This window comes from Rhodococcus sp. BP-261 (assembly GCF_019835205.1).
Lineage (GTDB): Bacteria > Actinomycetota > Actinomycetes > Mycobacteriales > Mycobacteriaceae > Rhodococcoides > Rhodococcoides kyotonensis_B.
This window is the reverse complement of sequence record NZ_JABUCO010000007.1, coordinates 204,115-229,951: the sequence shown is the minus strand read 5'-3', so window position 1 is coordinate 229,951 and position 25,837 is coordinate 204,115. Positions and strand designations below refer to the sequence as shown.

The window sequence follows — 25,837 nt, the reverse complement described above, 5'->3', positions numbered from 1 at the left end:
TCTCCACTTGATTCGTACAACGTGGTGTGCGCGGGAGAAGTCACACGGGAACACCGAATGTGCCGTCCCCCACGCACATGTCGATAGGCACTGTGGCACACAAATCACCCGAAAGGGGTGATTACGCCATCACTGAATCGGTCAACAATGCTGTCGGTGTCGGGGAGTACCGTCACGCGGGTGAGTTCCGAGAAGATGCTGACCCGCATCGGCGGGCTGCTGCGGCAGGCGGAGTCGACCGACAACCCGCACGAGGCCGAGGCCTTCATGGAGGCTGCGCAGCGGCTCGCGACGTCGGCTTCGATCGATCTCGCGGTCGCGCGGTCGCACAGCGCGTCCCGTGAGAAGCAGGCGACGCCGTCGCACCGCGTCATCACCATCGGTGAGCCCGGCAAACGCGGCCTGAAGACGTTCGTGCATCTCTTCGTGTCCATCGCGTTCGCCAACGACGTCAAGTGCGACGTGGCCAGGACGTCGACGCAGGTGTTCGCCTATGGCTACGACTCCGACATCGATACCTGCGAGGCCCTCTACTCGAGCCTGCTGATCCAGATGGTTCGCGCGTCGGACGCCTACATCAAATCGGGTGCCTATCGCAGCGAGACCGCGGTGCGGACGGTCGTCGAGACGGTCGGGCGACGACGATACAAGCGTCGGGAAACAGTGCCGGTCGCCGCGGTGACGGCCCGTCTCAACTTCCAGACGGCGTTCGCCGAACGCATCGGGAAGCGCTTGGAGGCGGTGAAGAAGGAGGCCGAGGCCACGGCCATCGCGGAGGAAAGGGCCGACGCAGGTACCGCGCTCGCGCTGCGCAACAAGGAAGTCGAACTACAGGACTACTACTCGTCGACGTCGACTGCACGGGGCACGTGGAGGCGTCAGAGCGCCGGCGCCGGCTACTCCCGCGGCGCGCGTTCGGCGGGCGACCGAGCAGGCCGGGCGGCCCGGCTCGGCGGTGAGACCGAGATCGGTCACTCGACCAGGCAGCTCGGGCGCTGATGCGCGAGTAGTTTGAACGCCAGCTCCGACGGCTCGACCACCTTGTTCGTCCTTCTCGGCCGCATCGCCGATCGCACTCTCGACGACGCAACTCGTCGAGAAGCCGTGCTCGTCGAAGCCACCTTGCGAGACAGCATCCGCGCGAAGGCACTCGACGTGCCGGACATAGCCCAGGCCGCACGGGCGGCGCGGGAACGGGGCGTCACCGTTCACCTGCTCGACGACGGCGGCCTCGGACCGTACGAACCCGACGTCGCCGACGAGATCCGCGGTGCCGTCGTCGACCATTTACGCTGCGCCACATCGGGTTCCATCACGGTGCGCATACTGCCCGCCGGTAGGCCGACGCTCGCGGCCGTCGTCGTGCAGTCGGGCGATCACACGAAGCGCTACGAGTTTCCAGCGCCGACGGGCGAACAGGCGCACACTCTCTTCCATGGCTTACGACGCGGAGTTGGCAGATCGTATTCGTGACGCGCTGGCGGGGGAACCACCGGTGGTGGAGAAGAAGATGTTCGGCGGCCTCGAATTCATGGTCCGCGGCAAGATCGCCGTCGGCGCGCATGCAGATGGCGAGATGCTCGTGAAGATCGATCCTGCCTGCAACGACGAACTGACGGCACGGCCAGGCGTAAGGCGGGCCGTGATGGGCGGCCGCGACATGGGAGACAGTTGGATCGTCGTCTCGGCCGACGCGTTGGAGGGCGACGGCGTGCGGTTCTGGGTCGGCGTCGCGCTGGAGTACAACGCGGCACACACCTAGGACATTAAGCTCGCGCCGGTGAAGACGAAGGATGCGCAGCGCTCCAAGGTGTACGACGCGGAGACCATGGTGCGTCTGATGTTCGACCGCGCCGACGAGCGCAACCTGCGCACCGTGCAGATTCACGGGTCGACCATCACGCTGCCGATCGAGCGGAAGTTCGCGTCGATCGAGTCGGTGCAGGCCTACGTCGACGCGGTCCTGCAGCTGAACTGGGTCCGCGAGCGCTGGCCGGATGCGGGAGGCGTCGTACATGTGCGAGAACGGTCGGGAGCGGGCGCGTCGCACTACGAGCGGGACACGCAGACCATCGCGGTTCCCCTGCATCGCCGGAACGAGGCGTGGGCACTTCGGGAGCTGGTCGTGTTGCACGAACTGGCCCACCACTTCGAACCGCCCGACAGCGAATTGCCCTCGCACGGAGGTGAATTCGTCGAGCGTTTCGTGACGCTCGTCGAGGAGATCATCGGGCAGGAGGCAGGCTTTCTGCTACGGGCGACGATGCTCGAGGCGGGTGTGGAAATTCGTTAGGGCGGCTGCGCCGCCCGTGCAGGCGCACAATGGCGGAATGACTGTGAAGATCGGTGTTCAGCTTCAGCCCCAGCATGCTCCCGACTACGGCCTCATCCGCGACGCGGTTCTGCGCTCCGAGGACGCGGGCGTCGACATCGTGTTCAACTGGGATCACTTCTATCCCCTGTACGGCGACCTCGACGGCGCCCACTTCGAGTGCTGGACGATGCTCGGTGCGTGGGCCGAGCAGACGTCGAACGTCGAGATCGGCGCCCTCGTCACCGGCGGTGGCTATCGCAACCCCGACCTGCTCGCCGACATGGCCCGCACCGTCGACCACATGAGCGGCGGCCGGCTGATCCTCGGAATCGGCGCCGGATGGAATCAGAAGGACTACGACAACTTCGGCTACGACTTCGGCACCCCGGGCTCGCGCCTGAAACTCCTGGCCGAATACCTGCCCCGCATCGTGAACCGCCTGAAGGTCGGCAACCCGGCACCGACGCGGCAGATCCCCCTTCTCATCGGTGGTGGCGGCGAGAAGAAGACGCTGAAGCTGGTCGCCGAGTACGCGAACATCTGGCACAGCTTCGCCGATCTGGATGAGCTGAAGCGCAAGTCCGGCATCCTCGCGGGGCACGGGCAGACCGTCGGCCGCGACGTCACGTCCATCGCTCGGTCGGTGTCCTGGCCGGGGGCCGACAAGGCGCAGGATTTCGTCGACGCCGGTGCCACGCTGTTCACCGTCGGAACGGGCGGTCCCGAGTACGACCTGACCGAAGTGAAGGACGCCATCGCGTGGCGTGACGCGCACCGCTAGAAGACACGGACCGATCGCGGCGGAATACGATTCGGTCGGTGCTGGTTGGTTCCAACCGCACTCCGATTTCTGGACGTCAGCGCAGCCGCGCTAGCCTCAGGAGTCTTTCATCCACATATCGAGGAGTTCCGCCGTGACCAGTCGACGTTTACGAGGCCGTGCCATCGCAGCCATTGCTGCGACGCTTGCACTCACACTCGGGGCCGTCGCCTGTTCGAGCGACAACAGCTCCGGCGGGACGGGTGAGAACGCGCTTGCGGGCTCCGACCAGGCATCTCTCGACAAATACACGACGGACGACGTCACCCCGCTCGATCAGATCGACACCGCGAACCTCGGTCTGATCGAGCCGGGCAAGCTGTACGTCGGAACGCTGTCCGACGCGCCGCCGAACATCTTCATCGACGCGGCGGGCAACTTCACCGGCTTCGACAACGAGCTGCTGAAGGCCGTCGCCGCAAAGCTGAACCTGACGGTCGAGTTCTCGGCCACCGAGTTCTCGGCGCTGCTCGCCGCCGTCAACAACAAGGTGTACGACGCCGGCTCCTCGTCCATCTCGACGACGGATGCTCGCCGTCAGACCGTCGGCTTCACCAACGGGTACGACTTCGGTGAGATGGCACTGGTCGCGAAGAACGACTACGCCATCAAGAAGATCGCCGAGCTCGACGACCAGCAGCGCATCGGCGTCGTGCAGGGCACCGTGCAGGACGACTACGTCACCAACACGCTCGGCATCGAGCCGGTTCGGTTCCCGGACTACAACACCGCGTACGCCAACGTGAAGTCCGGACAGATCGATGCGTGGGTCGCCCCGTCGCAGCAGGCATCGGGTCAGGTCAAGGCAGAGGACGGCGTCGCCATCCTCGAGAAGACGATCAACACCACGAACTTCACGGCATTCGCCGTCGCGAAGGACAACCAGCCGTTGATCGACGCGCTGAACTCCGGACTCGACGCGGTCGTCGCCGACGGCACCTGGGCCACGCTGGAGAAGCAGTGGTACCCGGACCGTGAGGTTCCGTCCGACTGGAAGCCGGGCAGCAAGGCTTCCACGCCTCCTGCCAACTGATTCACCGATTTCATGAGCACACTGTCGAATCTGTACGACACGTTCTTCGATTGGGAACTCATCTGGGAGACCGTTCCCAAGCTGATCACCGTCGGATTGCCGAACACCCTGATCTTGGCTGCGTCCTCCGGGGTGATCGGTACGGTGATCGGACTCGGGCTTGCGGTGGCGGGCATCTCCCGCTCCCGCTGGCTGAGATGGCCTGCGCGGGTGTACACGGACGTGTTCCGTGGCCTCCCGGCGGCCGTCGTCATTCTGTTGATCGGGCTCGGTTTCGGGCCGACGCTCACGCAGTTCACCGGCAGCCGAAGTCCGTTCCCGCTCGGAATCGCTGCGCTGTCGCTGATGGCGGCGGCGTACTTCGGTGAGATCTTCCGATCCGGTATCCAGAGCGTCGATTCCGGACAGCTCGAAGCGTCACGAGCGCTCGGGTTCAGCTACCGGCGATCGATGGCACTCGTCGTCGTCCCGCAGGGCATCCGACGCGTCCTCCCGGCGATCGTCAATCAGTTCATCTCGCTGATCAAGGACAGCTCGCTGATCTACTTCCTCGGGCTGCTCGCGTCGCAACGCGAGTTGTTCCGAGTGGGCCAGGACACCGCTGCACAGACCGGCAACCTGTCGCCTCTGTTGGCGGCGGGCGTGTTCTATCTGATCCTGACGATTCCGCTGACGCACCTCGTCAACTACATCGACAAGCGGCTGCGCTCGGGCAAGGCCGACACTTCGGGAACCCTCGATCCGGTCGAGGTCTCGCTCGTGGTGGAGAGGTAGACATGACATCAGTGTCGTTGACCGGCACCGACATTCACCTCGCGTTCGGTACCAACAAGGTGCTGCGCGGGGTCAACGTACACGTCGACGCAGGCAGGACGACGACGGTCATCGGGCCGTCGGGGTCCGGCAAGTCGACGCTGCTGCGCGCGTTGAACCGGCTGCACGAACCCGATCAGGGCGACATCCTGCTCGGTGGAAAGTCGGTCCTCAGGGACAATCCCGACGAGCTACGTCAGCGCATCGGCATGGTCTTCCAGCACTTCAACCTGTTCCCGCACAAGACCGTTGCGGACAACATCACGCTCGGTCTGCGCAAGCTCAAGGGGATGTCCAAGGAGGAGGCTCGCGCGGCCGCGCTCGAACAGCTCGAGCTCGTCGGGCTGAGCAACAAGGCCGATTCGCGGCCCGGCAACCTGTCCGGTGGTCAGCAGCAGCGCGTCGCGATCGCCCGCGCCCTCGCGATGAAGCCGCAGGTCATGTTCTTCGACGAGGCCACGTCGGCGTTGGACCCCGAGCTCGTCAAAGGCGTTCTCGCGTTGATGGCCGACCTCGCATCCGGTGGTATGACGATGGTCGTCGTCACGCACGAGATGGGTTTCGCCCGTTCCGTGTCGAACAAGGTGCTGTTCATGGATCACGGCATGGCCGTCGAAACCGGTACGCCCGAGCAGCTTTTCGACGATCCGCACACCGATCGCTTGAAGCAGTTTCTGTCGCAGGTCTTGTAGGCGCCTTCGGCGCATGTGCATAGAAATACATAGCGGGCTATGTATTTCTATGCACATGGGGGCCGCCGCCTCCCGTTGGTCCCGGCGTAACCGAGACGTTCCTTTACCTTTGCTTTTGACTGACACTGTGCCGAGTCATGAAGCCACTACCCCTGTTCGCGGTGCACGACGGAAGCTCCGCACGCTCCAACATGACCTGCAAGTACAAGTGCGGCGACGCCTGCTTCCACGAGGTCCCGAACACCTCGAAGGGGCAGTACTTCGGTGACATCGTCAAGACGGCCATGACCAGGCGCGGCATACTGCGCGGCGGTGCGATGGCAGTCGTCGCAGTCGGTGCGGGCGGCGTGCTCGCAGCGTGCAGCAGCGACGACTCGTCGACGACCACCGCAGCGTCGGGCAGCACCACCGCTCCCGAGGTCGACGGCGTCGACTTCACCGCGGTCGCGCCCAACACCGAGGACGCCGTCGTCGTACCCGAGGGCTACGAGCAGCAGGTGTTCCTTCGCTGGGGTGACCCGGTCGTCGAGGGTGCACCGGCGTTCGACTTCGACAACCAGACCGCTGCGGCTCAGGCCCTGCAATTCGGCTTCAACAACGACTTCGCGGGCCTGCTGCCGATCGAGGGCACCCCGAACGCGTACCTCCTGGTCGTCAACCACGAGTACACGACCGAGCCGTTCCTGTTCAAGGGATACGACGAGGAGAACCCGACCCGCGAGCAGTTCGAGATCGGCCTCGCCGCTCACGGCCTGTCGGTCGTGCAGGTCAACGGCGAATCCGGTTCGGGCAAGCTGACTCCCGCGTTCGGCCAGTACAACCGTCGTATCACCGGTACGACCGAGTTCCTCGTCACCGGCCCCGCTGCGGGCAGCGACCTGCTGAAGACATCGGTCGACCCGACGGGCACCCGCGTGCTCGGCACGTTCAACAACTGCTCCGGCGGCCTGACGCCGTGGGGCACGGTCCTGTCCGGCGAGGAGAACTTCAACCAGTACTTCGGCAACGCCGAGACGGTCACGGATTCCGCTGCGGCAGAACGACTTGCGCGCTACGGCATCGAAGGAGCCGGCAGCGACCGCAAGTGGGAGCGTTTCGACAAGCGCTTCGACATCGCGCAGGAACCCAATGAGGTCAACCGATTCGGCTACGTCGTCGAGGTCGATCCGTGGGATCCGAACTCGACGCCCATCAAGCACACCGCCCTCGGACGCTTCAAGCACGAGGCCGCGACGATCTACGTCACCGACGACGGCACGGTCGTCGCCTACAGCGGTGACGACGAGCGCTTCGACTACATGTACAAGTTCGTCTCGAGCCGAAAGATCATGCCCGGCAACGGACAGGCCGCGATGCGCGAGAACATGCGCATTCTCGACGCGGGCACCCTGTACGTCGCCGTCCTCACCGGCGATGCTCCCGACCGGATCGACGGCAGCGGAACGCTTCCCGAGTCCGGTAAGTTCGCGGGCAAGGGTGAGTGGATTCCGATCCTGCGCACGAACGAGGACGGACGCGGAGAGTCCCTCGTCGACGGCATGTCCGCCGAAGAGGTCGCCGTGTTCACGCGTCAGGCAGGCGACAAGGTCGGCGCGACGAAGATGGACCGTCCCGAGGACTTCGAGCCGAACCCGGTCACCGGCAAGGTGTACGTCGCGCTGACCAACAACACCAACCGCGGCACCGAGGGCAAGGCAGCAGCCGACGAGGCCAACCCGCGCAACAAGAACAAGAACGGTCAGGTCCTCGAGATCGAGGACGACCACGCGGGCACATCCTTCGTGTGGAACCTGCTCATCGTCGCCGGCGACCCGAACGAGGCCGACACCTATTTCGGCGGCTTCGACAAGAGCCAGGTCAGCCCGATCTCCTGCCCGGACAACCTCGCGTTCGACAGCAAGGGGAACTTGTGGATCTCCACCGACGGCAACGCCCTCGAGTCCAACGACGGCCTGTTCGCCGTCGTGCTCGACGGTGAGCGTCGCGGCGAGACCCGCCAGTTCCTGACCGTGCCCGCAGGCGCCGAGACGTGCGGCCCGATCATCCAGGACGAGCGCGTCGTCGTCGCGGTGCAACACCCGGGCGAGTTCGACGAGGCGTCGGCGGACAACCCCATCTCGCACTGGCCCGACGGCGGCAGCTCGCAGCCGCGCCCCGCGATGGTGGCGGTCTGGAAGGCCTGACTGCCAGCACGACGCTGACCGAGGAGGGCGCGTACTAGCCGGTTCGTTCCGGCTGTGCGCGCCTTCCTCGTTGTTAGTTCTCCTCCAATCGTCACAGCAGTTCTGTGACTTCTCTTCAGGCTCTCGGCGCACCCTGTAACGCGGTTGACCGGTGGTAACGATTGTGTAAACCTCGTGTGCACACAATCCGGTGACCAGGGACTTTCCAGGCACGAGTGCAGACGGCGTTACGGGGCAGCGCGGTTCTGCCTTTCATCCCGACGAACTCCGTCATCGGCAGGGCTCCCGAACTCGAGAGAGCGACTCGTGGAATCTGTGGAATCGCTGGAACTGCGTGAATTCAGCGTCGATCGTCGCGCCGACGGAACGTCCGAGCCTTTTCCGCTCACGGCGGCACAACGTGGCCTCTGGTTCGCCCAGCACCTCATGCCGGACGTACCGATCACGATCGCGAACTTCATCGACATCCGCGGCGAGGTCGACGAGCAGGCGATGCGGTACGCCGTACGTCGCGCCGTGCGTGAACTCGGTGCGGGATCACTACGACTGGTCGAGATCGATGGTGAGCCGCACCAATATCTCGAGGCCGCCGACGACGCCGCGGAGCAGCTCGACTTCGGTGGCGAGTCCGACCCAGTTCGGGCCGCACACGATTGGATGCGTCGGACCTACTCCCGTCCGATCGATCCGACACGCGGGCCTCTCGTTCACGCCGCGATCCTTCGAGTCGCTCCCGACCGCACCTTCTGGTACTCGCACGTCCACCACCTCGCGCTCGACGGGTACGGGGCCGTTCAGCTGATGAACCGTACGGCCGAGATCTATTCGGCCGTCTCGGCGGGCGAGGAACCGATTCCGTCGAAGGCGGGCAGTCTGCGCGACGTCTACCGAGCCGAGGACGAGTATCGGGCGTCGTCGCGCTTCGACAAGGACGCACGCTACTGGCAGGCCAAGACGCACGACCTGCCGTCGCCGCCGAGCATCACCGGTGTCGTTGCCCCGCCTGCCGCTCGGTCGCGGATCTGCGGCGCACCGCTGCCCGCCGCGATGGAACAGGCCCTCGCCGGTGCCATCGACCGGTTGGATTCCGCCTTCGCACCGATCGCCGTCGCCGCAGTGGCCGCGTTTCTGTCGCGGATGACGGCCTCGGACGACGTCGTACTGAGTCTGCCTGTCGCAGGCCGGACGACGGCGCTTCTTCGACGGTCCGGCGGCATGGTCTCGAACGTGCTGCCCATTCGGGCCCGCATCGACGCGTCGACGACCGTTGCCGGTCTCGTCTCGGCCGTGCAGCTCGAACTCACGGGAGCACTGCGGCATCAGCGATACCGGGCGGAAGACATTCGGCGAGCGGGAAATTCGTCGCAGGACCAGCGCGGCTTCTTCGGCCCGGCGATCAACATCATGGCCTACGACCGCGACGTCCGATTCGGCTCTCGAATCGGTGAATTCAACATTCTGTCCACCGGACCCGTCGAGGACTTGTCGGTGAACATCTACCCGGCAGGCCCGTCGGGCAGCTCGCGCATCGACTTCGAGGCCAACCCGAACATCTACACGCAGGACATGTTCGACGGCCTCTACCGGCGCTTCCTGGGAATGCTGGGTCGTTTCCTCGACGCGGATCCGGCCGCGGCGGTGCACGACCTCGAGATTCTGCACGACGACGAGGCCCGCCTGCTCGTTCCGGCGCGCGGCCCAGGCGTCGCGACGCCTGCACTGCTCCCGGACATTCTCGCCTGCGGTCCGACCACCCACCCCGACGGCACGGCACTGATCGAGGGCGAACGGCACGTCACGTACCGCGAGCTGGCACGCCGCAGCAACGCGATCGCGCGAGCTCTCATCGCCCGCGGCGCGGGACTGGAGACCGTCGTCGCCGTCGCGTTTCCGCGCGGCATCGACTCGGTGACGGCGTTCTGGGCCGTCGCCGCGACCGGCGCCGCGTTCGTGCCCGTCGACCCGTCGTACCCGCCCGAACGCATCGCACACATGGTCACCGACTCGGGCGCGCTCGTCGGACTCAGTACGCTCGCCGTCGCAGATACCCTGCCGGACCGGGTGCACTGGCTTTCCCTCGACGACCCGTCGTTCCAGTCCGAGATCGCCGACAGGTCGGATGCGCCGATCACGTCCGACGACCGCCGCAGCCCGCTGCGTCCGGACAACACGGCGTACGTCATCTACACGTCCGGTTCGACGGGGACACCCAAGGGAGTCGCGGTCACGCACGCCGCACTGACGACGTTCACGGCGCGGGAGCGGCCCGAACTCGAACTCACCCCGTCGGCGCGTGTGCTGCGGTTCTCGTCGTCGAGTTTCGACGCGTCCCTGTTCGAGATGATCGCCGCGTTCGGTGCGGGCGCGACGATGGTCATCGCACCGCCCGACGTCCACGGCGGCGCAGACCTGACCGACCTGCTGAACGAGCAGCGCGTCACGCACGTCATCACGGCCCCCGCATTGTTGTCGACGGTGGACGTCGGTGCCGTCGAATCGTTGGAACACGTTGTCGTGGGCGGAGATTCCTGCCCGCCCGACCTCGTGGAGCGGCTTCGCGGCCGCGCCGTTCTGCACAACAGCTACGGCCCCACCGAATCGACCATCGTCATCACGATGACGCCGCCGCTGACCGATCCGCGGGCCGTCACCATCGGCACCCCGCTGCAGGGCGCATCCGCGCTCGTTCTCGATCGGTGGCTGCGACCGGTTCCGCTCGGCATCGCCGGCGAACTGTACGTCGGCGGGCCTGGTCTCGCCCGCGGCTATCTGCATCGCGCGGGCGTCACCGCCGACCGTTTCGTCGCCGACCCGCACGGCAGCGGCACTCGGCTGTACCGGACCGGTGACATCGTGCGCTGGCGCGGGCACGATCCCGCCGACGCCGAGCTCGAGTTCGTCGGACGCAGTGACTTCCAGGTTCAATTGCACGGTCTCCGAATCGAACTCGGCGAGGTCGATGCCGTGCTGTCGTGGCATCAGTCCACGGACTTCGTCGTGTCCGCTGTTCTCGAGCGGGGTGACCGGTCACAGCTCGTGTCGTACGTCAAGATCAAGCCGGACCACGAGTTCGATGCCGCATCGCTGCATGCGCTCGCATCGGATTTCCTGCCGTCGCAGATGGTTCCGGTCCACATCGTCGAGTTGACGTCGGTGCCTCTCACACCGTCCGGCAAGGTCGACCGGTCCGCACTGCCCGACCCCCGGGACCACGACGAGGCCACGCCCCACCGTGCCCCGACCGACGAGACCGAACAGATCATCGCCGACGCGATGGCCGAGGTACTCGGGCGTGACGCCGTCGGCATCGACGACTCGTTCTTCACCCTCGGCGGCGACAGCATCGTCGCGATCCAACTGGTTTCGCGGGCCAAGGCGTCGGGAATCGCATTCACCCCTCGCGACGTGTTCGAGCAGCGCACGGTTGCCGGCCTCGCACGCGTCGCGACGTCCGTGGCCGACCGCGTGCGACTCGACGAACTACCCGGTGGTGGCGTCGGGTCGATGCCGCTGCTCCCGATCGCCCGCAGCGTGCTGGCGCGCACGTCGCGGCCGTCCGACATCGACTACTTCTTCCAGGCGCTCGTGCTGACATCGCCACCGGACCTGACCGACGACGATCTCGTGCGCACAGTCGCCGCCGTCGTCGACCATCACGACATGCTGCGCGCTCGCCTCGTCGGTGACGAACTCGTCGTCGACCCGGTAGGCACTACCGTTGCGGCGAAACTGGTTTCGACCGATACGGGTGACCTCGACGCAGTCGTTCGACGCGCAGGCGAGCGGTTGCGTCCGCGCGACGGAGTCGTGCTGCAGGTGGTACGCCTGACGGACGCGGATCGCATCGTGCTCGTCGCCCACCACTTCGTCGTCGACGGTGTCTCCTGGCGCATCCTGGTTCCCGATCTCGCGACCGCATGGTCGCAGCGTCCCGGGTCGATCGTGCTGCCGCCCGTCGAGACCTCGATGCGACGGTGGTCGCACGCGGTGCAGGATCTCGAATTCGTCGCCGAAACCGATTCGTGGAGAGCCGTTCTCGATGGTCCGTCCGGTCCGTTCGACTCGGTGAACACACGGATTTCCCTCGCTCACAGCGAACTGACCGTCGAAGCCGACCTCACCGAGAAGCTTCTCGGCAACGTCGCCACCACCTACCGGATGAGCGCCGACGACGTGCTGCTGACGACGCTGGCGATGGCGCTCTCGCGCTGGCAGTCGTCCCCGTCGTTGCTTCTGCGGCTCGAAAGCCATGGACGGGACGAGGACTCGATACCGGGGTCGGATCTCACCCGGACGGTCGGCTGGTTCACCACGACCTATCCGGTGCGTCTCGACGTACCGAACGCCGACGTCGATGTCGTCGCGAAGTCCATCAAGGAACAGATTCGCTCGGTACCGAGCCGCGGCGCCGCATACGGAGTGCTCGCGGCGTCCGGCGCATTCGACGACCTGCCGCGACCGCAGATTTCCGTCAACTACCTGGGACGCATCTCCACCCGCATTCCCGACGCTCTGGCCGGCCAGGGTTGGATTCCGGATCTCGCGAGAACCGTGGGGTCCGACAGCGGACGCGACCTGGCCCAGGAGTTCGCCGTCGAGATCGACCTCGCCGTCGTCGACGGAGTTCTGCAGGCGCGCATCGGATATGCCGTAGACCTCGTCGATGCCGACGCGCTCGGTGAACTGTGGCACCGCGCGATCGCCCGGATGGTCGACCGCGCGTCCGCTCCGGACGCGGGCGGGCTCACGCCGTCGGACATGTCGTTGATCTCGGTCGATCAAAAGCGAATCGAGCTGTGGGAGAGTCGTTTCGGTACGCTCGACGATGCATGGCCACTGTCGCCGCTGCAGCGCGGACTGCTGTTCCACGCCGATCTGACGCGCGGCGGGGTGGATCCGTACACCGCGCAGATCGTCTTCGCACTCGGAGGTGACGTCGACACCGCACGGCTGCGCCGCGCTGCCGGCCGCCTGCTGGACCGTCACGACGCGCTGCGCGTGTCGTTCGACTCCGACGCTCACGGACGTCCCGTGCAGATCGTGCATCACCACCACGACGTGCCGTGGTCCGAGATCGAAGCCGACGACCTCGGTGACGCCGTCGCCCGGATACGTTCGCAGCCGTTCGACCTGGCCACGGGCCCGCTCGTCCGATTCGCCGTCGTGCGCAGCGGGGAGCGAACGCACCTCGTCGTCACCAATCACCACATCCTGTTCGACGGTTGGTCGATGCCGATCTTCGTCCGGGACCTGCTGGTGCTGTACGCGGCCGACGGTCCGATCCCGACGCCCGCTCCGTCCTACCGCGACTACCTGGCCTGGCTGTCGCGACGCGACGGTGCCGCTGCGCTCACGCGGTGGACGGACGTGCTGTCGGGCTCGACCGAGCCGACCCTGGTGGCCGACCGGTTCACGGGCACGACCGTTCTGCCTCAGGACGTTCCGGTGCGACTCGACGGCCGCGCACTCGACGACCTGGCACGCAGCCTGGGCGTCACGGTCAACACCGTCGTGCAGGTGGCCTGGTCGATCGTGCTGTCCGCGGTGCTCTCTCGACGCGACGTCGTCTTCGGCGCGACGGTCTCCGGCCGTCCCGCCGAACTGGCCGGCGCGACGGACACTCTCGGGCTGTTCATCAACACGTTGCCGGTCCGGGTGCGCACCGAGGTCGCGGACACCGTGCGGGCACTGCTGACCCGCATCCAGCAGGAGCAGGCAGACCTGCTCGATGTCCACCACGTCGGGCTGGCCGAGATCCAGGCAGCCGCGGGACCGGGCGCGATGTTCGACACGCTGACGGTGTTCGAGTCGTACCCCGTCGACCACAATGCGCTCGGCAACGCCACCGACATCGGCGGCATGCGTGTGCTCGGCATCGACGTCGCCGACTCGACGCACTACCCGCTGACCCTCGTCACGGTGCTGGAACCGACACCGGCCATGACGCTGCGGTTCGCGCCCGACGCGTTCTCCCACGGTGAGGTCACGACGATCGCGCAGCGACTCGAGCGCGTCATGGCCGCGATGATCGACGCACCCGAGGGGCGCGTCGTCGACATCGACGTGCTCGGCGAGGAGGAACGACTCGCCGTCACCGGTCGGTGGATCGACACCAGGCGTGAGGTGGCGCCGACGACACTGCTCGATCTACTGCGCGAACCGGCGTCGACGCACGCGGACAGCACGTGCGTGGTGTCCGACGGCCGGTCGCTGACGTACGGCAACTTCGCCGCCCGCGTGCGGTGCATGGCGCGCTACCTGATCTCACGCGGGATCGGGCCGGAAAGCGTCGTCGCCGTGTCGCTGCCGCGATCGATCGATCAGCTCGTCGCTATCCACGCGATCGTGCATGCGGGAGGCGCCTATCTCCCGCTCGACCCGGCACTGCCTGCGGCTCGGCTCGCGCACATGATTGCCACCGCGGCGCCGACGCTCGTCCTGGGGACGCAGATCGAGAGTGCCGTGCCGGTCATCGATCCGAGGGCGCTCGACCTGTCGTCGTTCGACACCGGTCCGATTCTCGACCGCGAGCGCCCGACACCGCTGCGCGCCGACAACACCGCGTACGTCATCTTCACGTCGGGCTCGACCGGAGGGCCGAAAGGCGTCGCGGTATCGCATCGATCCATCGTGAACCGACTGGTGTGGATGCAGGACACCTACCCGATGGACGCATCCGACGTCGTTCTGCACAAGACCCCGACGACGTTCGACGTGTCCGTGTGGGAGCTGTTCTGGCCGCACATGATCGGGGCGCGGACCGTCATCGCCGAACCCGGTGGCCATCGCGACCCCAAGTACCTCTCCAGCTTGATCCACGAGCAGGCCGTCACGACGATGCATTTCGTGCCGTCGATGCTCGATCTGTTCCTCGCGCACGGAGATCTCGACGCGTGCGGCTCGCTGCGGCAGATCTTCGCGAGCGGCGAAGCCCTACCCCGCTCGACGGTCCAGCGCACCCATGCAGCGCTCACCACCGAGCTGCACAACCTGTACGGGCCCACCGAGGCCGCCGTCGACGTCACCTACCACCGCACCGACGCCGACGGCGAAGGCGCCGTTCCGATCGGCGTGCCGGTGTGGAACACCGGCGTGCGCGTACTCGATTCGGCGCTGCGCACGGCTCCGATCGGCGCCGTCGGCGAGCTCTATCTGTCGGGTGTGCAGCTCGCTCGGGGATACGTGACACGCAGCGCGCTGACGTCGGATCGTTTCGTCGCGGACCCGTTCGCGGTCGGCAGCCGCATGTACCGCACCGGGGATCTGGTGCGATGGACGGCGAGTGGGACGCTGGAGTATCTGGGTCGCAACGACTTCCAGGTGAAGCTGCGCGGGCAGCGTCTCGAGCTCGGCGAGATCGAAGCATCGATCCTGAGGACGCCCGGCGTCGCGTCGACCGTTGCGACGGTGTACGGCGAAGGAACGAAGGAACGCCTCGTCGCGTACGTCTGTGGAACTGCCGACGTCGACACGATCCGCGCGCACGTCGAGTCGGAACTGCCCGCGTACATGGTGCCGACGGTGTTCGTCGACGTCGACCGCATGCCCCTCGGGCGCAACGGCAAGCTGGACCGCTCGGCACTACCGGAACCGTTGGCGTCACCTGTTGTTTTCGAGCCACCCGCCGGTGACGTGGAAGTCGCCGTGGCGCATATCTTCTCCGATGTGCTCGAGGCAGTCGACGTCGGTGCCACGACGAGCTGGTTCGAACTCGGGGGGAACTCGCTGACCGCGACGCAGGTGATCGCACGCATCAACTCCGACCTCGGCGGCTCCCTGAGCGTGCGTGATCTGTTCGACGATCCGACGGTGCGTGGTCTGGCCTCCAGAGTCGAGGTCGGTTCGGCGATAACCACTCTCGTTGCCGGACCGAGACCGTCGACCATTCCGCTCGCGCCGAACCAGCATCGCATGTGGCTGCTGAACCGGTTCGATCCGTCGTCGCCCGCCTACAACATCGCAGGCGCGGTCCGGCTCGACGGCGTCGTTGATGTCGGCGCACTCACCCAGGCCGTCGTGGACGTCGTCGCGCGACACCATCCCCTGCGCACCTTCTATCCGGATTCGCCGACGGGCCCACGTCAGGTGATACTCGACGATGTCGCACTCGATGTTCCGGTCGTCGACACCACCGCGGATCGCCTCACCGCCGCGCTGCTGACCGCCGCGGGCCGCGGGTTCGACGTCACGGATCGGCCGCCGTTGCGCGCCAAGGTGTTCCGTCTGTCCGCGACCGAGCATGTCCTGCTCGTCGTCACGCATCACATAGCGGCCGACGGCTGGTCGATGCGGCCGCTTGCGCGAGACGTGATGCTGGCGTACACCTCTCGCGCGCACGGTGTCGCTCCGTCGTGGAACGCCCTGCCCGTGGAGTACGCCGACTATGCGCTGTGGATGCTGGACAAGCTCGGCGCGGAGGACGATCCGGAGTCGGTGGCGTCACGTCAGATCGATTTCTGGACGCGAGAACTCGACGGTGTTCCGCACCGGCTTGCTCTGCCGACGGATCGTTCTGCGCCGCAGACCTTCTCCTATCGCGGAGACTCGGTGTCGTTCGCAATCCCCGACGACGTCCGCACATCCGTCGCCGACCTCGCCGCGCGCACCGGAACGACCCCGTTCATGGTGCTGCACGCGGCGCTCGCGGTTCTGCTCGCACAGTTGTCGGGGGAGCGGGACATCACGATCGGTACCCCGGTCGCGGGCCGCGGTGAGCAGGCGCTCGACGATCTGGTCGGAATGTTCGTCGGCACGTTGGCACTACGGGCCTTCGTGGACTCGGCGTCGAGCTTCACCGATGTTCTCCAGCAGGTCCGGGACCGTGACCTCACCGCCTACGCGCATGCCGACGTGCCGTTCGACCGCCTCGTCGAACTCCTCGCTCCCGCACGTTCCACCGCGCACCATCCGCTCTTCCAGGTGATGCTGTCGCTCGACGAGCCAGCCCCGGCCGTCGAACTGCCGGATCTGACCGTCACCCCGTTGACCGGCGTCGCACCGATCGCGAAGTTCGATCTGCAGTTCGGTATCGATTCCACTACGTACGACGGAACTCTCACGTACGCAACCGATCTCTTCGACCGCAGTACCGTCGAAAGATTCGCCGAGCAGTTCGTGCGCATTCTGACGGCGGTGCTCGCAGATCCGGCGACGGTGGTCGGGGACATTCCGGCGAGCCGCCCGTCGGTGCTGCGCGGCCGGCCGGGTGCCGCGCGACGAACCCTGCCGGACATCATGGCTGGAGCGCTGAAAGCCGGAGATGTAGCTCTGCTTCACGGTGAAAGAGTCTGCAGCTACATCGAACTCGACGCAGTCTCGAACTCCGTGGCTCGACAACTGATCGCCCGCGGCGCAGGACCGGAGACGTCGGTCGTCGTCGCGCTCTCTCGGAGCGTCCAGTCGATCGCCATGGTGTGGGCCGTCGCGAAGACCGGTGCCGCGTTCGTGCCCGTCGACCCGCGCTATCCGGCGGACCGGATCGAACACATGCTCACCGATTCCAAAGCGGTGCTGGGTATCTCCGACACGATCCGGCTCGGGGGCATCGACTGGATCGACCCGGGCGATCTCCCCGACGGTTCCACGGCACCGATAACGGATAGAGACCGCCTGCTGCCGCTGAGGCCCGCGCATCGCGCGTACGTCATCTACACATCCGGTTCGACGGGCCTGCCGAAAGGTGTTGCCGTCACACACGCGGGCCTGGCACATCTGACGGCCGAGTTCGTCGAACGCTTCGGACTCGATCCCCGCAGTCGCACACTCCATTTCGCGTCCCCGAGCTTCGATGCCTCGATTCTGGAACTCCTGATGACCGTCGGCGCAGGGGGCACGATGACGATCGTCGACCCCGACGTCTACGGTGGCGCCGAGCTCACGGCTGCTATGCACGGCGTCACGCATGCGTTCCTGACGCCGGCGGCCGCCGCCACGGTCGATCCGGATGCCCTCCCCGAGCTACGAGTACTCGTCGTCGGCGGCGACGTGTGCAGTCCCGAGCTGGTACGGACCTGGGCCGACCGCGTCTCGCTGTTCAACGCCTACGGGCCGACGGAGTGCACGATCGTCGCCACCCTGGAAGGCCCGCTCGACGCCGACACACCGGTTCGTATCGGCGGACCGACCCGCGGGATCGACGCCTACGTCCTCGATGCGCGACTGCATCCCGTCGGTCTCGGGGTCGTGGGCGAGCTGTACGTGGCCGGTGACGCGCTCGCCCGCGGGTACCACGGCAACCCGGCACTGACGGCAGCGTCGTTCGTCGCCGGGCCCGGTGGTGAGCGGCTGTATCGCACCGGCGATCGGGTGCGCGTCGTCGGGGACAGCCTCGAATACCTGGGCCGGGCGGACGCGCAGGTGAAGGTCCGCGGCTTCCGCATCGAACTCGGTGAGGTCGACGCGGTACTCGCGCGGCATCCGAGCGTCGCCCACTCGGTGTCGGCGGTGCATGCGGACAGCGTCGTCAGCTACGTCGTCCCCGCCGGTGGGGACGTGGACGACGCGGCGCTGACGGACTTCGCGCGACAGTCTCTGCCGTCGCACATGATTCCTCGCTCGATCACCACGATCGACCGCGTCCCGATGACGGCGGTGGGCAAGATCGATCGAAAGGCGTTGCCGCAACCTGTCTTTGCAGGCGCCGACTACGTCGCACCGCGCACGAACAGCGAGATTCTGGTCGCCGACGTGTTCGGGACGGTCTTTGCGGTGGACCGCATCGGCGCCCACGACGACTTCTTCGACCTCGGCGGCACGTCACTCGTCGCGACGCGTGTGATCGCCCGCATCAACGAGGAAGCCGGGACCGCACTCGCGGTACGCGCTCTGTTCGAAGCATCGACCGTCGCCGGGCTCGCGGCGCGGGTCGACGGTGCGGAGCGGTCGTCGCTGTCGCGGTTGATCGCCGCCGATCGTCCGGACCGAATCCCGTTGTCGGCAGCCCAGACTCGAATGTGGTTGCTCAATCAGGCTGCGCCGGACAGCCCGGCGTACAACATCGCGTTCGCGGTACGACTCACCGGAGCGCTCGACGCCGATGCGCTGCGCCTGGCCGTACACGACGTTCTCGAGCGGCACGAGTCGCTGCGCACGCTGTACCCGGTCGCCGACGAGCCCGAGCAGGTGATCGTGGACGCGGCCGAGGTCGGCCTGGATCTGCGCGTCGCCGAGGTGGACGAGAAGAACGTACTCGCCGCCGTGACCGATGTTCTCGGTCGCGGATTCGACGTCACCGCCGCTGTTCCGATCCGCGGCGCTCTGCTGCGGACCGGCGTCGACCGCTATGTGCTCGTCCTCGTCGTGCACCACATCGCGGCCGACGGCATGTCGATGGCGCCACTGGCTCGGGACGTCGTCACCGCGTATTCGGCTCGGCTGCAGGGAACTTCACCCGGATGGGATCCGCTTCCCGTGCAGTACGCCGATTTCGCGGTCTGGCAGCGCACGGTACTCGGATCCACCGACGATCCGGACTCGGTCGCGTCACAGCAGCTCGGCTACTGGCGTCGCACGCTCGACGGGCTGCCCGACCTGCTCGAACTCCCCACCGACAGGCCGCGTCCGGCGGTGGCGTCGCAGCGCGGTGCGGAGGTCGGATTCGACCTCTCACGAGACGAGGCGGTGGCCGTCCGATCGCTCGCACTGCGCTGCGGTGCCTCGGTGTTCATGGTCATGAATGCCGCGTACGCGGTCCTGCTTGCGCGGCTGTCGGGAACGACGGACATCGCCGTCGGTACCACCGTGTCGGGCCGCGGCGCCGGGACACTCGACGACGTGGTCGGCATGTTCGTCGGGACGCTCGTGCTCCGGACCGAGTACCGCGCCGGCGAGAGCTTCGAGGACTTGGTGCGACGGGTACGCGAGACGAGTCTGGACGCGTTGGCGCACAGTGACATTCCGTTCGAACAGGTCGTTCAGGCGATCGCGCCCACGAGGTCGACGTCGCACGCGCCGTTGTTCCAGGCGTTGCTCGCGTACGAACCGCAGCGGCCGTCCACGCTGGAGTTGCCGGGTCTGACCGTGTCGGAGTTTCCGTACGAGTCATCCGTCACGCGATTCGATCTGGCACTCACCCTCACCGACGTGGCCGACGGCATCCACGGATCGCTGCGCTACAGCACCGACCTGTTCGACGCGGCCACCGCGAGGCGGTTCGCGTCGATGTTCCGAGTGATCGTGACTGCGGCGGTGCAGGATGCGAGTCGGGCGGTGGGAGACATCGAGTTGCTGTCCGCGGCCGAGCGAGCGGCGTCGACGCCTGTACGCGGCGCGAATGCGGTTCGACCACAGACGCTCTCGCAGCTGATCGACTCGGCCGTCATGGCCAACCCGAATGGCATCGCCGTCCGGTGGAACGGTCACGGACACACCTACCGCGAGGTGGACGAGGCGTCGAACAGGCTGGCTCGGGTGCTTCTCGGGTACGGAATCGGGCCGGACACCGTCGTCGCACTCGGTCTTCCGCGCTCGTGGGAGTCGGTGGCGGCAGTGTGGGCGGTGACGAAGACGGGAGCGGCCTATCTGCCCGTCGATCCCACCTATCCGCGAGTCCGAGTGGCGCACATGGTGTCCGATTCCGGAGCGGCGATGGGGATCACGCTCGCCGCACACAGATCGTCTCTGCCCGACGGGATCACGTGGCTCGAACTCGATGACGCGGGCACCGTCGCCGATCAGGAGGGAGCGTCCGCCGAACCGCTGGGCGCCGACGAACTCGCCGGGGTCGTAAGGCTCGATTCCGCCGCGTACGTCATCTACACGTCCGGCTCGACCGGGCTGCCGAAGGGAGTCGTCGTTCCCCATCGCGGTCTGGCGAATCTCGCTGCGGCACGGCGTGATCTGCATCGCGTGACGGCCGAGTCGCGGTTCCTGCACGCGGCGTCCCCGAGCTTCGACATGGCCGTCGGTGAGATGGTGTCGGCGTTGTCCGCGTCGGCAATGCTCGTCGTGTCTCCGCCGGAGATTCTGGGTGGTGACGAACTGGGCGACCTGATCCGATCCGAGGGCGTCACCCATGCGCTGATGACACCGTCCGCGCTGTCGACACTCGACCCGGACGGCCTCGAGACGCTGCGCGTCGTCTGCGTCGGAGGTGAAGCGTGCAGTCCCGAATTGGTCGCGCGCTGGACACCGGGACGGCTCATGCTCAACGGATACGGACCGACCGAGGCCACCGACATCTCGACGCTCGGCGCAGTCGAAGTCGGTGTTCCGATCGACATCGGCTCACCCATAACAGGTTTCGAGGCGGTCGTACTGGATTCGCGCTTGCACCCGGTGCCGGTCGGCGTCCCCGGCGAGCTGTACGTCGCAGGCCCTGCGGTAGCACGCGGCTACCACGGGCGAGAAGGTCTGACGTCGACGCGTTTCGTCGCGAACCCGTTCGGGGCGGGCCGGATGTATCGCACCGGCGACATCGTGCGGTGGACCCCCGACGGCCGTCTGCGCTACAGCGGCCGAGGTGACTCCCAGGTGAAAATACGCGGCTTCCGCATCGAACTGGGGGAGATCGACGCGGCGCTGTCGACGCATCCCGACGTCGATTTCGCCGTCACCATCGGCCGCCCCGGCCCGTCGGGGGAGACGATTCTCGTCTCCTACGTGCTCGGCAGCCCCGACGACGCGCGTACCCATCTTCGAAAGATGCTGCCGGGCTACATGATTCCGTCGGCGGTCGTCGCTCTCGACGCGGTGCCACGGACACCGACAGGCAAGTTGGACGCGGCGCGGCTTCCCGCTCCGGATCACGTCGAGCGGAGCTACACACCGCCCACCACAGAATCCCAAGAGATCGTCACACGTGTATTCGCGGAGGTACTCGATATGAACAAGGTTGGCATCGACGACGACTTCTTCGCCCTCGGCGGGACGTCGCTGACGGCGATGCGCGTCGTCTCGGCCATTCGAGAGAACACTGGGACAAAGTTGTCGCTGCAGGCGCTGTTGACCGAACCGACGCCCGAATCGATTGCAGCTCTGCTCGATTCGGGGGGGTCGACGGGATCGTCCTACGACATCGTGTTCCCCATCCGTACGGAAGGAACGTCCGCGCCGCTGTTCTGCATCCATCCGATCGTCGGATTGTCGTGGTGCTACACCGGACTGGATCGGTACACGGACGGCCCGATCTACGGCCTGCAGACGCCCGGTCCCGCCGAACTACCCGATTCACTCGGCGGTGTGGCGGCCCGCTACATCGAGGAGATCGAGAAGATCGCACCCGACGGGCCGTACCACCTGCTGGGCTGGTCGCTCGGCGGCACGATCGCGCACGAGATGGCCGTGCAACTCCGCGACGCAGGCAAGGACGTGGCGTCGCTGACTCTGCTCGACAGCCACGCCGTGCAACCCGAGGACGTCTGGAACGCCGAGATTCCGGCGTCGGATCTGCTCGACGCGGTGGGACTGTCGTTGCCCGGCGTCGAGAATCAGGTCGTCGCGCTCGACACTCTGCCCGCATTGCTCGGCGGGTCCGGAATCATCGAGACTTCCGATGCCGAAAGGCTTCTCGCCGCAGCGCTGCACAACCACGAGTTGGCGGTGTGGCATCGTCCACGCGTGTACGACGGCGACGTCCTCTACGTCGCGGCCGGGTTGGAAGATCGGGCGGGCGTCGCCACGTGGCATCCCTACGTTCGCGGTGAGATCACGAATGTGTCCGTCGCACACTCGCATTGGCAGATGATGTCCGCGCGTGCCCTCGAGACCTACGGCCCGGTGGTTGCGCGGCGGCTGTCCCGAGGTGGTCAGCGGTGATCTGGTTGCGCCGCGCGGTCCTCGGGGTTCTGGCTCTGTTTCTGCTGATGCCGACGGCTGTTGCCGTCGCCGATCCGCCCAGCTCGGTGGACCGTATCGACAAGAAGGACGATCGCCGCTGGGACGTCTTCGTCTACTCGCCGTCGATGGATCGCGTCATCCAGCTGCAGGTGCTTCGTCCCGCCGACACGTCCGCACCGCGGCCGACGCTGTACATGCTCAACGGTGCAGGCGGCGGCGAGGACGGCGCGAACTGGTTGCGGCAGACGGACATGTCTCAGTTCTTCGGGGACAAGAACGTCAACGTGGTCATTCCCGTCGGCGGCTATCTGTCGTACTACACCGACTGGCAGCACGACGACCCGGTGCTCGGCCGCAACAAATGGCAGACCTTCCTGACGCAGGAGCTTCCTCCCGTGCTCGACGACGCACTGGATGCCAACGGCGTCAACGCAATCGGCGGACTGTCCATGTCGGCCGGATCGGTGCTCGATCTCGCGATTCAGGCACCCGGCCTGTATCGAGGAGTGGCGTCGTACAGCGGGTGTGCGCAGACGTCGGATCCTGTGGCACGCAACTTCGTTCGGCTGCTCGTCGAAGCGCGCGGCCGCGGCGACACCGACAACATGTGGGGTCCCGACGGTGACCCGCGCTGGGTCGAGCACGATCCGTACGTCAACGCCGAAAAGCTTCGCGGACTCGAGCTGTTCGTCTCCAACGCGACCGGGTTGCCGGGGCCGTACGAGGTGCCGGGCGTCGTCCGGCCTGCGGGGTCGCCTCCTCTACCCGATCAGATCGTCGTCGGTGGCGCGATCGAGGCCATCACGAACAGCTGCGCGATGCGGCTGCAGCAGCGTCTCGACGACCTTGGCATCCCCGCCGACTTCGACCTCGGATTCCCGGGCACGCACTCGTGGATGTACTGGCAGGATGCGCTGCGGGCGTCGTGGCCGACGCTGGCGAGGGCATTGGGCGCCTAGCCCACGTGCGTGCGAATGTATAGCCCGCTATACATTCGCACGCACGAGGGCTACCAGCGCGCCAACCGCCGAAGATCGCCGCCGGACCCGCTGTAGTTGTTGATGTCGGTCGGCGCCTCGATGCCCGGGATGCGACCGTTGTCGGTGAACTGCCAGAACATCCACTGCGTCCACCCTCCCGGAAGCGGACCGAGAGTGTCGTTGTAGTCCGCGATCCACAGGGGATAGTGGTTGAACTCGTGAGTGTCGGCCATCGCCGTCCGCCAGAAGTTCGGATAGGTGTAGATGATCGGCTGGCGTCCGGTCAGCGCCTGCACCGCGTTCAGGTAGCGGTGTGTCCAGTCGATCAGTTGTGCCGGCGAAAGACCGTGCGACCGTTCGAGATCCAAGACCGGTGGCAGATCACCCGGTCCGTTGATGCCGAGGACGACCGTCGAGTAGTACGCCGCCTGCAGTTCGGGTGACTCCCGGACGTCCGCGTAGTGATACGCGCCGCGAGCGACACCCGCGACCCGCATGACGACGCAGTCCTGCACGAAGTACGGGTTGACGTAGTTCAGACCCTCGGTGGCCTTGACCATCGCGAAGTCGTGGCCCGATTCGCGCACTGCGAACCAGTCGATCGCGGTGCCGTCGATGTGTTGCCACGACGACACATCGGGCCCCTGTGGATTCGCCGACGCCACTGCGGGCATCGCGCACACGAGCGCACTGGCAAGAACGACGGTCGCAACACTGCGTTTCATGGCCACTCGCTGACGGTAGGTAGCCGGCAGCGACGGTTCAATGGTGAGTCGTCACAGACCTCGTGCGCGCGAATGTATAGCGGGCTATACATTCGCACGCACGTGCGCTAGCCGAGCCAGTCCAACACCGCCGCCGCCGTCCACGACTGCTGCATACTCCCGAGCGGCTCACCGGTGAACGGTTCGTAGTACTCGGCGAAGCTGCCGTCACTGGCCTGACGCAACCCCTCCTCGCGCAAGGACAGTGACCGTTCGGCCCACCCTCGCCGCGCGAACGCCCACGAGAAGAGCCACGTGATGACGGGCCACACCGGCCCGCGCCAGTACTCGCGTGGACGGAAGTCCCTCGACACCGGTGACGTCGACGGCGGAACGGCGTATCGCAGGTCGGGGTGTCCACAGAAGCGGGTGCCTTCGAACGTCCGCAGCAGCGTCCGTTCCTGTTCCCGCGGCAACCCACCGCACAGCAGCGGTGCGAACATGGCGATGGTGTCGGTGGTGATCCACCGGCTCGCGCGCACGTCGTAGTCCCGGGCTGCACCGGAGCGAGCATCCGTCGTCGCGATGACGCCTTTCCCGAACCGTTCGGACCAAGCGCGGAGTTCACGGACGTCGGAATTCGGTTTCGAATGTTCCTCGCCGATCGTCGCCAACACGTCGCACGCCATCGCGAACACCGCACTGACGAAGACGTCCTCGACCGCGAAGCTCATCGTGGCCGCCAGGGCCGCGTCGTCGTAGCCCGCTTGTTTCATTTCTTCGACGAGCCAGATGTACCGGTCGTATTCGTGGTTGGTCGGACGCTGCGACGGATCCGTGATGACGGCGTGGTCCTCGCGCTGGTACGGAGGCATCGCGCCCGCAACGACATTCCGGTACGACGCATCCCACCGCGGCGAGTTGTCCATGCCGGATTCCCAGCCGTGGTAGAGGGTGATGCGCCCGTTGTTCTCGATGTCGCGCGCCTCGGCGAGCCAGCGATGCCATCGCACGAGGTTCTCCCAGCGACGATCGAGAAACTCCTCGGCGACGGCCCGAGTCGTCCGGCCGTGGCGTCGCGAATGATCGAGAATGCGTTGGACGGCGATGGCATGCACCGGCGGCTGCGTGATGCCCGACGTCTGAGGCGCTGTCGGCGCATGTGCGGCCAGCTGTCCCGTCTCCCACCGTGCCGGGCCGGGGAAGTAGCCGTCGACACCGTTCGCGAACACGATGTGCGGAATCATCCCGTTCTTCCACTGCGCGGACAGCAGCGTGTCGAGTTCGACGACGGCCCGTTCGACGCTGAGCGGTGCGAGTCCGACGGACACGAACGCCGCGTCCCAACTCCACATGTGGGGGTACAGCCGCGGGGCGGCGCTGGTCATCGTGCCGAGGTCGTTGCCGCGCAGAAGGTAGGCGGCCCGAGCGGCCAGCTGTGTCGAGGTGAATCCGCGGTCGGCCATGAGACCCAGTGTGCGACCAGTCCCCGTTTTCCGCCTTTCGAGAGACCGAATCGAAAG

The 25,837-nt window shown here is 66.5% G+C and carries 11 protein-coding genes and 1 pseudogene; 10 read left to right on the top strand and 2 right to left on the bottom strand.

The features are described from left to right. Positions 1-180 precede the first annotated feature (180 nt). The 10 genes and pseudogenes from HQ354_RS11410 (at position 181) to HQ354_RS11365 (ending at position 23,589) form a co-directional block, all read left to right on the top strand. Entirely contained in the window at positions 181-999 is an 819-nt protein-coding gene (locus tag HQ354_RS11410; protein WP_068430991.1) for a DUF2786 domain-containing protein, read from the top strand. A 12-nt stretch (positions 1,000-1,011) separates the two neighbouring features. Next, positions 1,012-1,473, top strand: coding sequence for a hypothetical protein (locus tag HQ354_RS11405; RefSeq protein ID WP_167678021.1), 462 nt, complete (start codon positions 1,012-1,014; stop codon positions 1,471-1,473). Then, positions 1,436-1,762 (top strand): TfoX/Sxy family protein, encoded by a 327-nt coding sequence (locus HQ354_RS11400; protein WP_167678023.1) that lies wholly within the window; start codon positions 1,436-1,438, stop codon positions 1,760-1,762. The genes HQ354_RS11405 and HQ354_RS11400 overlap by 38 nt, the downstream gene beginning before the upstream one ends. 18 nt (positions 1,763-1,780) lie before the next feature. After that, on the top strand, positions 1,781-2,293 hold the full coding sequence (locus tag HQ354_RS11395) for a TIGR04338 family metallohydrolase (RefSeq protein WP_308115173.1): 513 nt from the start codon (positions 1,781-1,783) through the stop codon (positions 2,291-2,293). A 37-nt stretch (positions 2,294-2,330) separates the two neighbouring features. Then, the gene (locus HQ354_RS11390) at positions 2,331-3,095 is read left to right on the top strand and encodes an LLM class F420-dependent oxidoreductase (RefSeq protein WP_167678025.1); all 765 of its coding nucleotides are present in this window, start codon (positions 2,331-2,333) and stop codon (positions 3,093-3,095) included. Between the two features lie 115 nt (positions 3,096-3,210). Next, positions 3,211-4,941 (top strand): annotated as a pseudogene (locus tag HQ354_RS11385) (ABC transporter substrate-binding protein/permease). A gap of 2 nt (positions 4,942-4,943) precedes the next feature. Then, positions 4,944-5,672, top strand: a complete 729-nt coding sequence (locus HQ354_RS11380) for an amino acid ABC transporter ATP-binding protein (protein WP_068430635.1) — start codon at positions 4,944-4,946, stop codon at positions 5,670-5,672. Positions 5,673-5,809: 137 nt separating this feature from the next. After that, positions 5,810-7,855, top strand: a complete 2,046-nt coding sequence (locus HQ354_RS11375) for a PhoX family phosphatase (protein ID WP_222634499.1) — start codon at positions 5,810-5,812, stop codon at positions 7,853-7,855. Positions 7,856-8,161: 306 nt separating this feature from the next. Continuing rightward, a complete protein-coding gene (locus HQ354_RS11370) occupies positions 8,162-22,609 on the top strand; it encodes a non-ribosomal peptide synthetase (RefSeq protein WP_308115172.1) in 14,448 nt (4,815 codons plus the stop codon). A gap of 47 nt (positions 22,610-22,656) precedes the next feature. Next, on the top strand, positions 22,657-23,589 hold the full coding sequence (locus tag HQ354_RS11365) for an alpha/beta hydrolase family protein (RefSeq protein ID WP_222634538.1): 933 nt from the start codon (positions 22,657-22,659) through the stop codon (positions 23,587-23,589). Between the two features lie 50 nt (positions 23,590-23,639). On the opposite strand, the gene HQ354_RS11360 is transcribed toward HQ354_RS11365, so the two are convergent. Then, on the bottom strand, positions 23,640-24,335 hold the full coding sequence (locus tag HQ354_RS11360) for a glycoside hydrolase family 25 protein (RefSeq protein ID WP_068430982.1): 696 nt from the start codon (positions 24,333-24,335) through the stop codon (positions 23,640-23,642). Between the two features lie 107 nt (positions 24,336-24,442). Beyond that, positions 24,443-25,780, bottom strand: coding sequence for an amylo-alpha-1,6-glucosidase (locus HQ354_RS11355; protein ID WP_222634498.1), 1,338 nt, complete (start codon positions 25,778-25,780; stop codon positions 24,443-24,445). Positions 25,781-25,837: the final 57 nt, after the last annotated feature.

What these genes read in the sequence shown, in the direction of transcription:
- HQ354_RS11400 (WP_167678023.1), top strand. Translation starts at nt 1,436, where the DNA reads ATGGCTTACGACGCGGAGTTGGCAGATCGTATTCGTGACGCGCTGGCG.
- HQ354_RS11390 (WP_167678025.1), top strand. Translation starts at nt 2,331, where the DNA reads ATGACTGTGAAGATCGGTGTTCAGCTTCAGCCCCAGCATGCTCCCGAC.
- HQ354_RS11375 (WP_222634499.1), top strand. Translation starts at nt 5,810, where the DNA reads ATGAAGCCACTACCCCTGTTCGCGGTGCACGACGGAAGCTCCGCACGC.
- HQ354_RS11360 (WP_068430982.1), bottom strand. Translation starts at nt 24,335, where the DNA reads ATGAAACGCAGTGTTGCGACCGTCGTTCTTGCCAGTGCGCTCGTGTGC.
- HQ354_RS11365 (WP_222634538.1), top strand. Translation starts at nt 22,657, where the DNA reads ATGCCGACGGCTGTTGCCGTCGCCGATCCGCCCAGCTCGGTGGACCGT.
- HQ354_RS11355 (WP_222634498.1), bottom strand. Translation starts at nt 25,780, where the DNA reads ATGGCCGACCGCGGATTCACCTCGACACAGCTGGCCGCTCGGGCCGCC.
- HQ354_RS11380 (WP_068430635.1), top strand. Translation starts at nt 4,944, where the DNA reads ATGACATCAGTGTCGTTGACCGGCACCGACATTCACCTCGCGTTCGGT.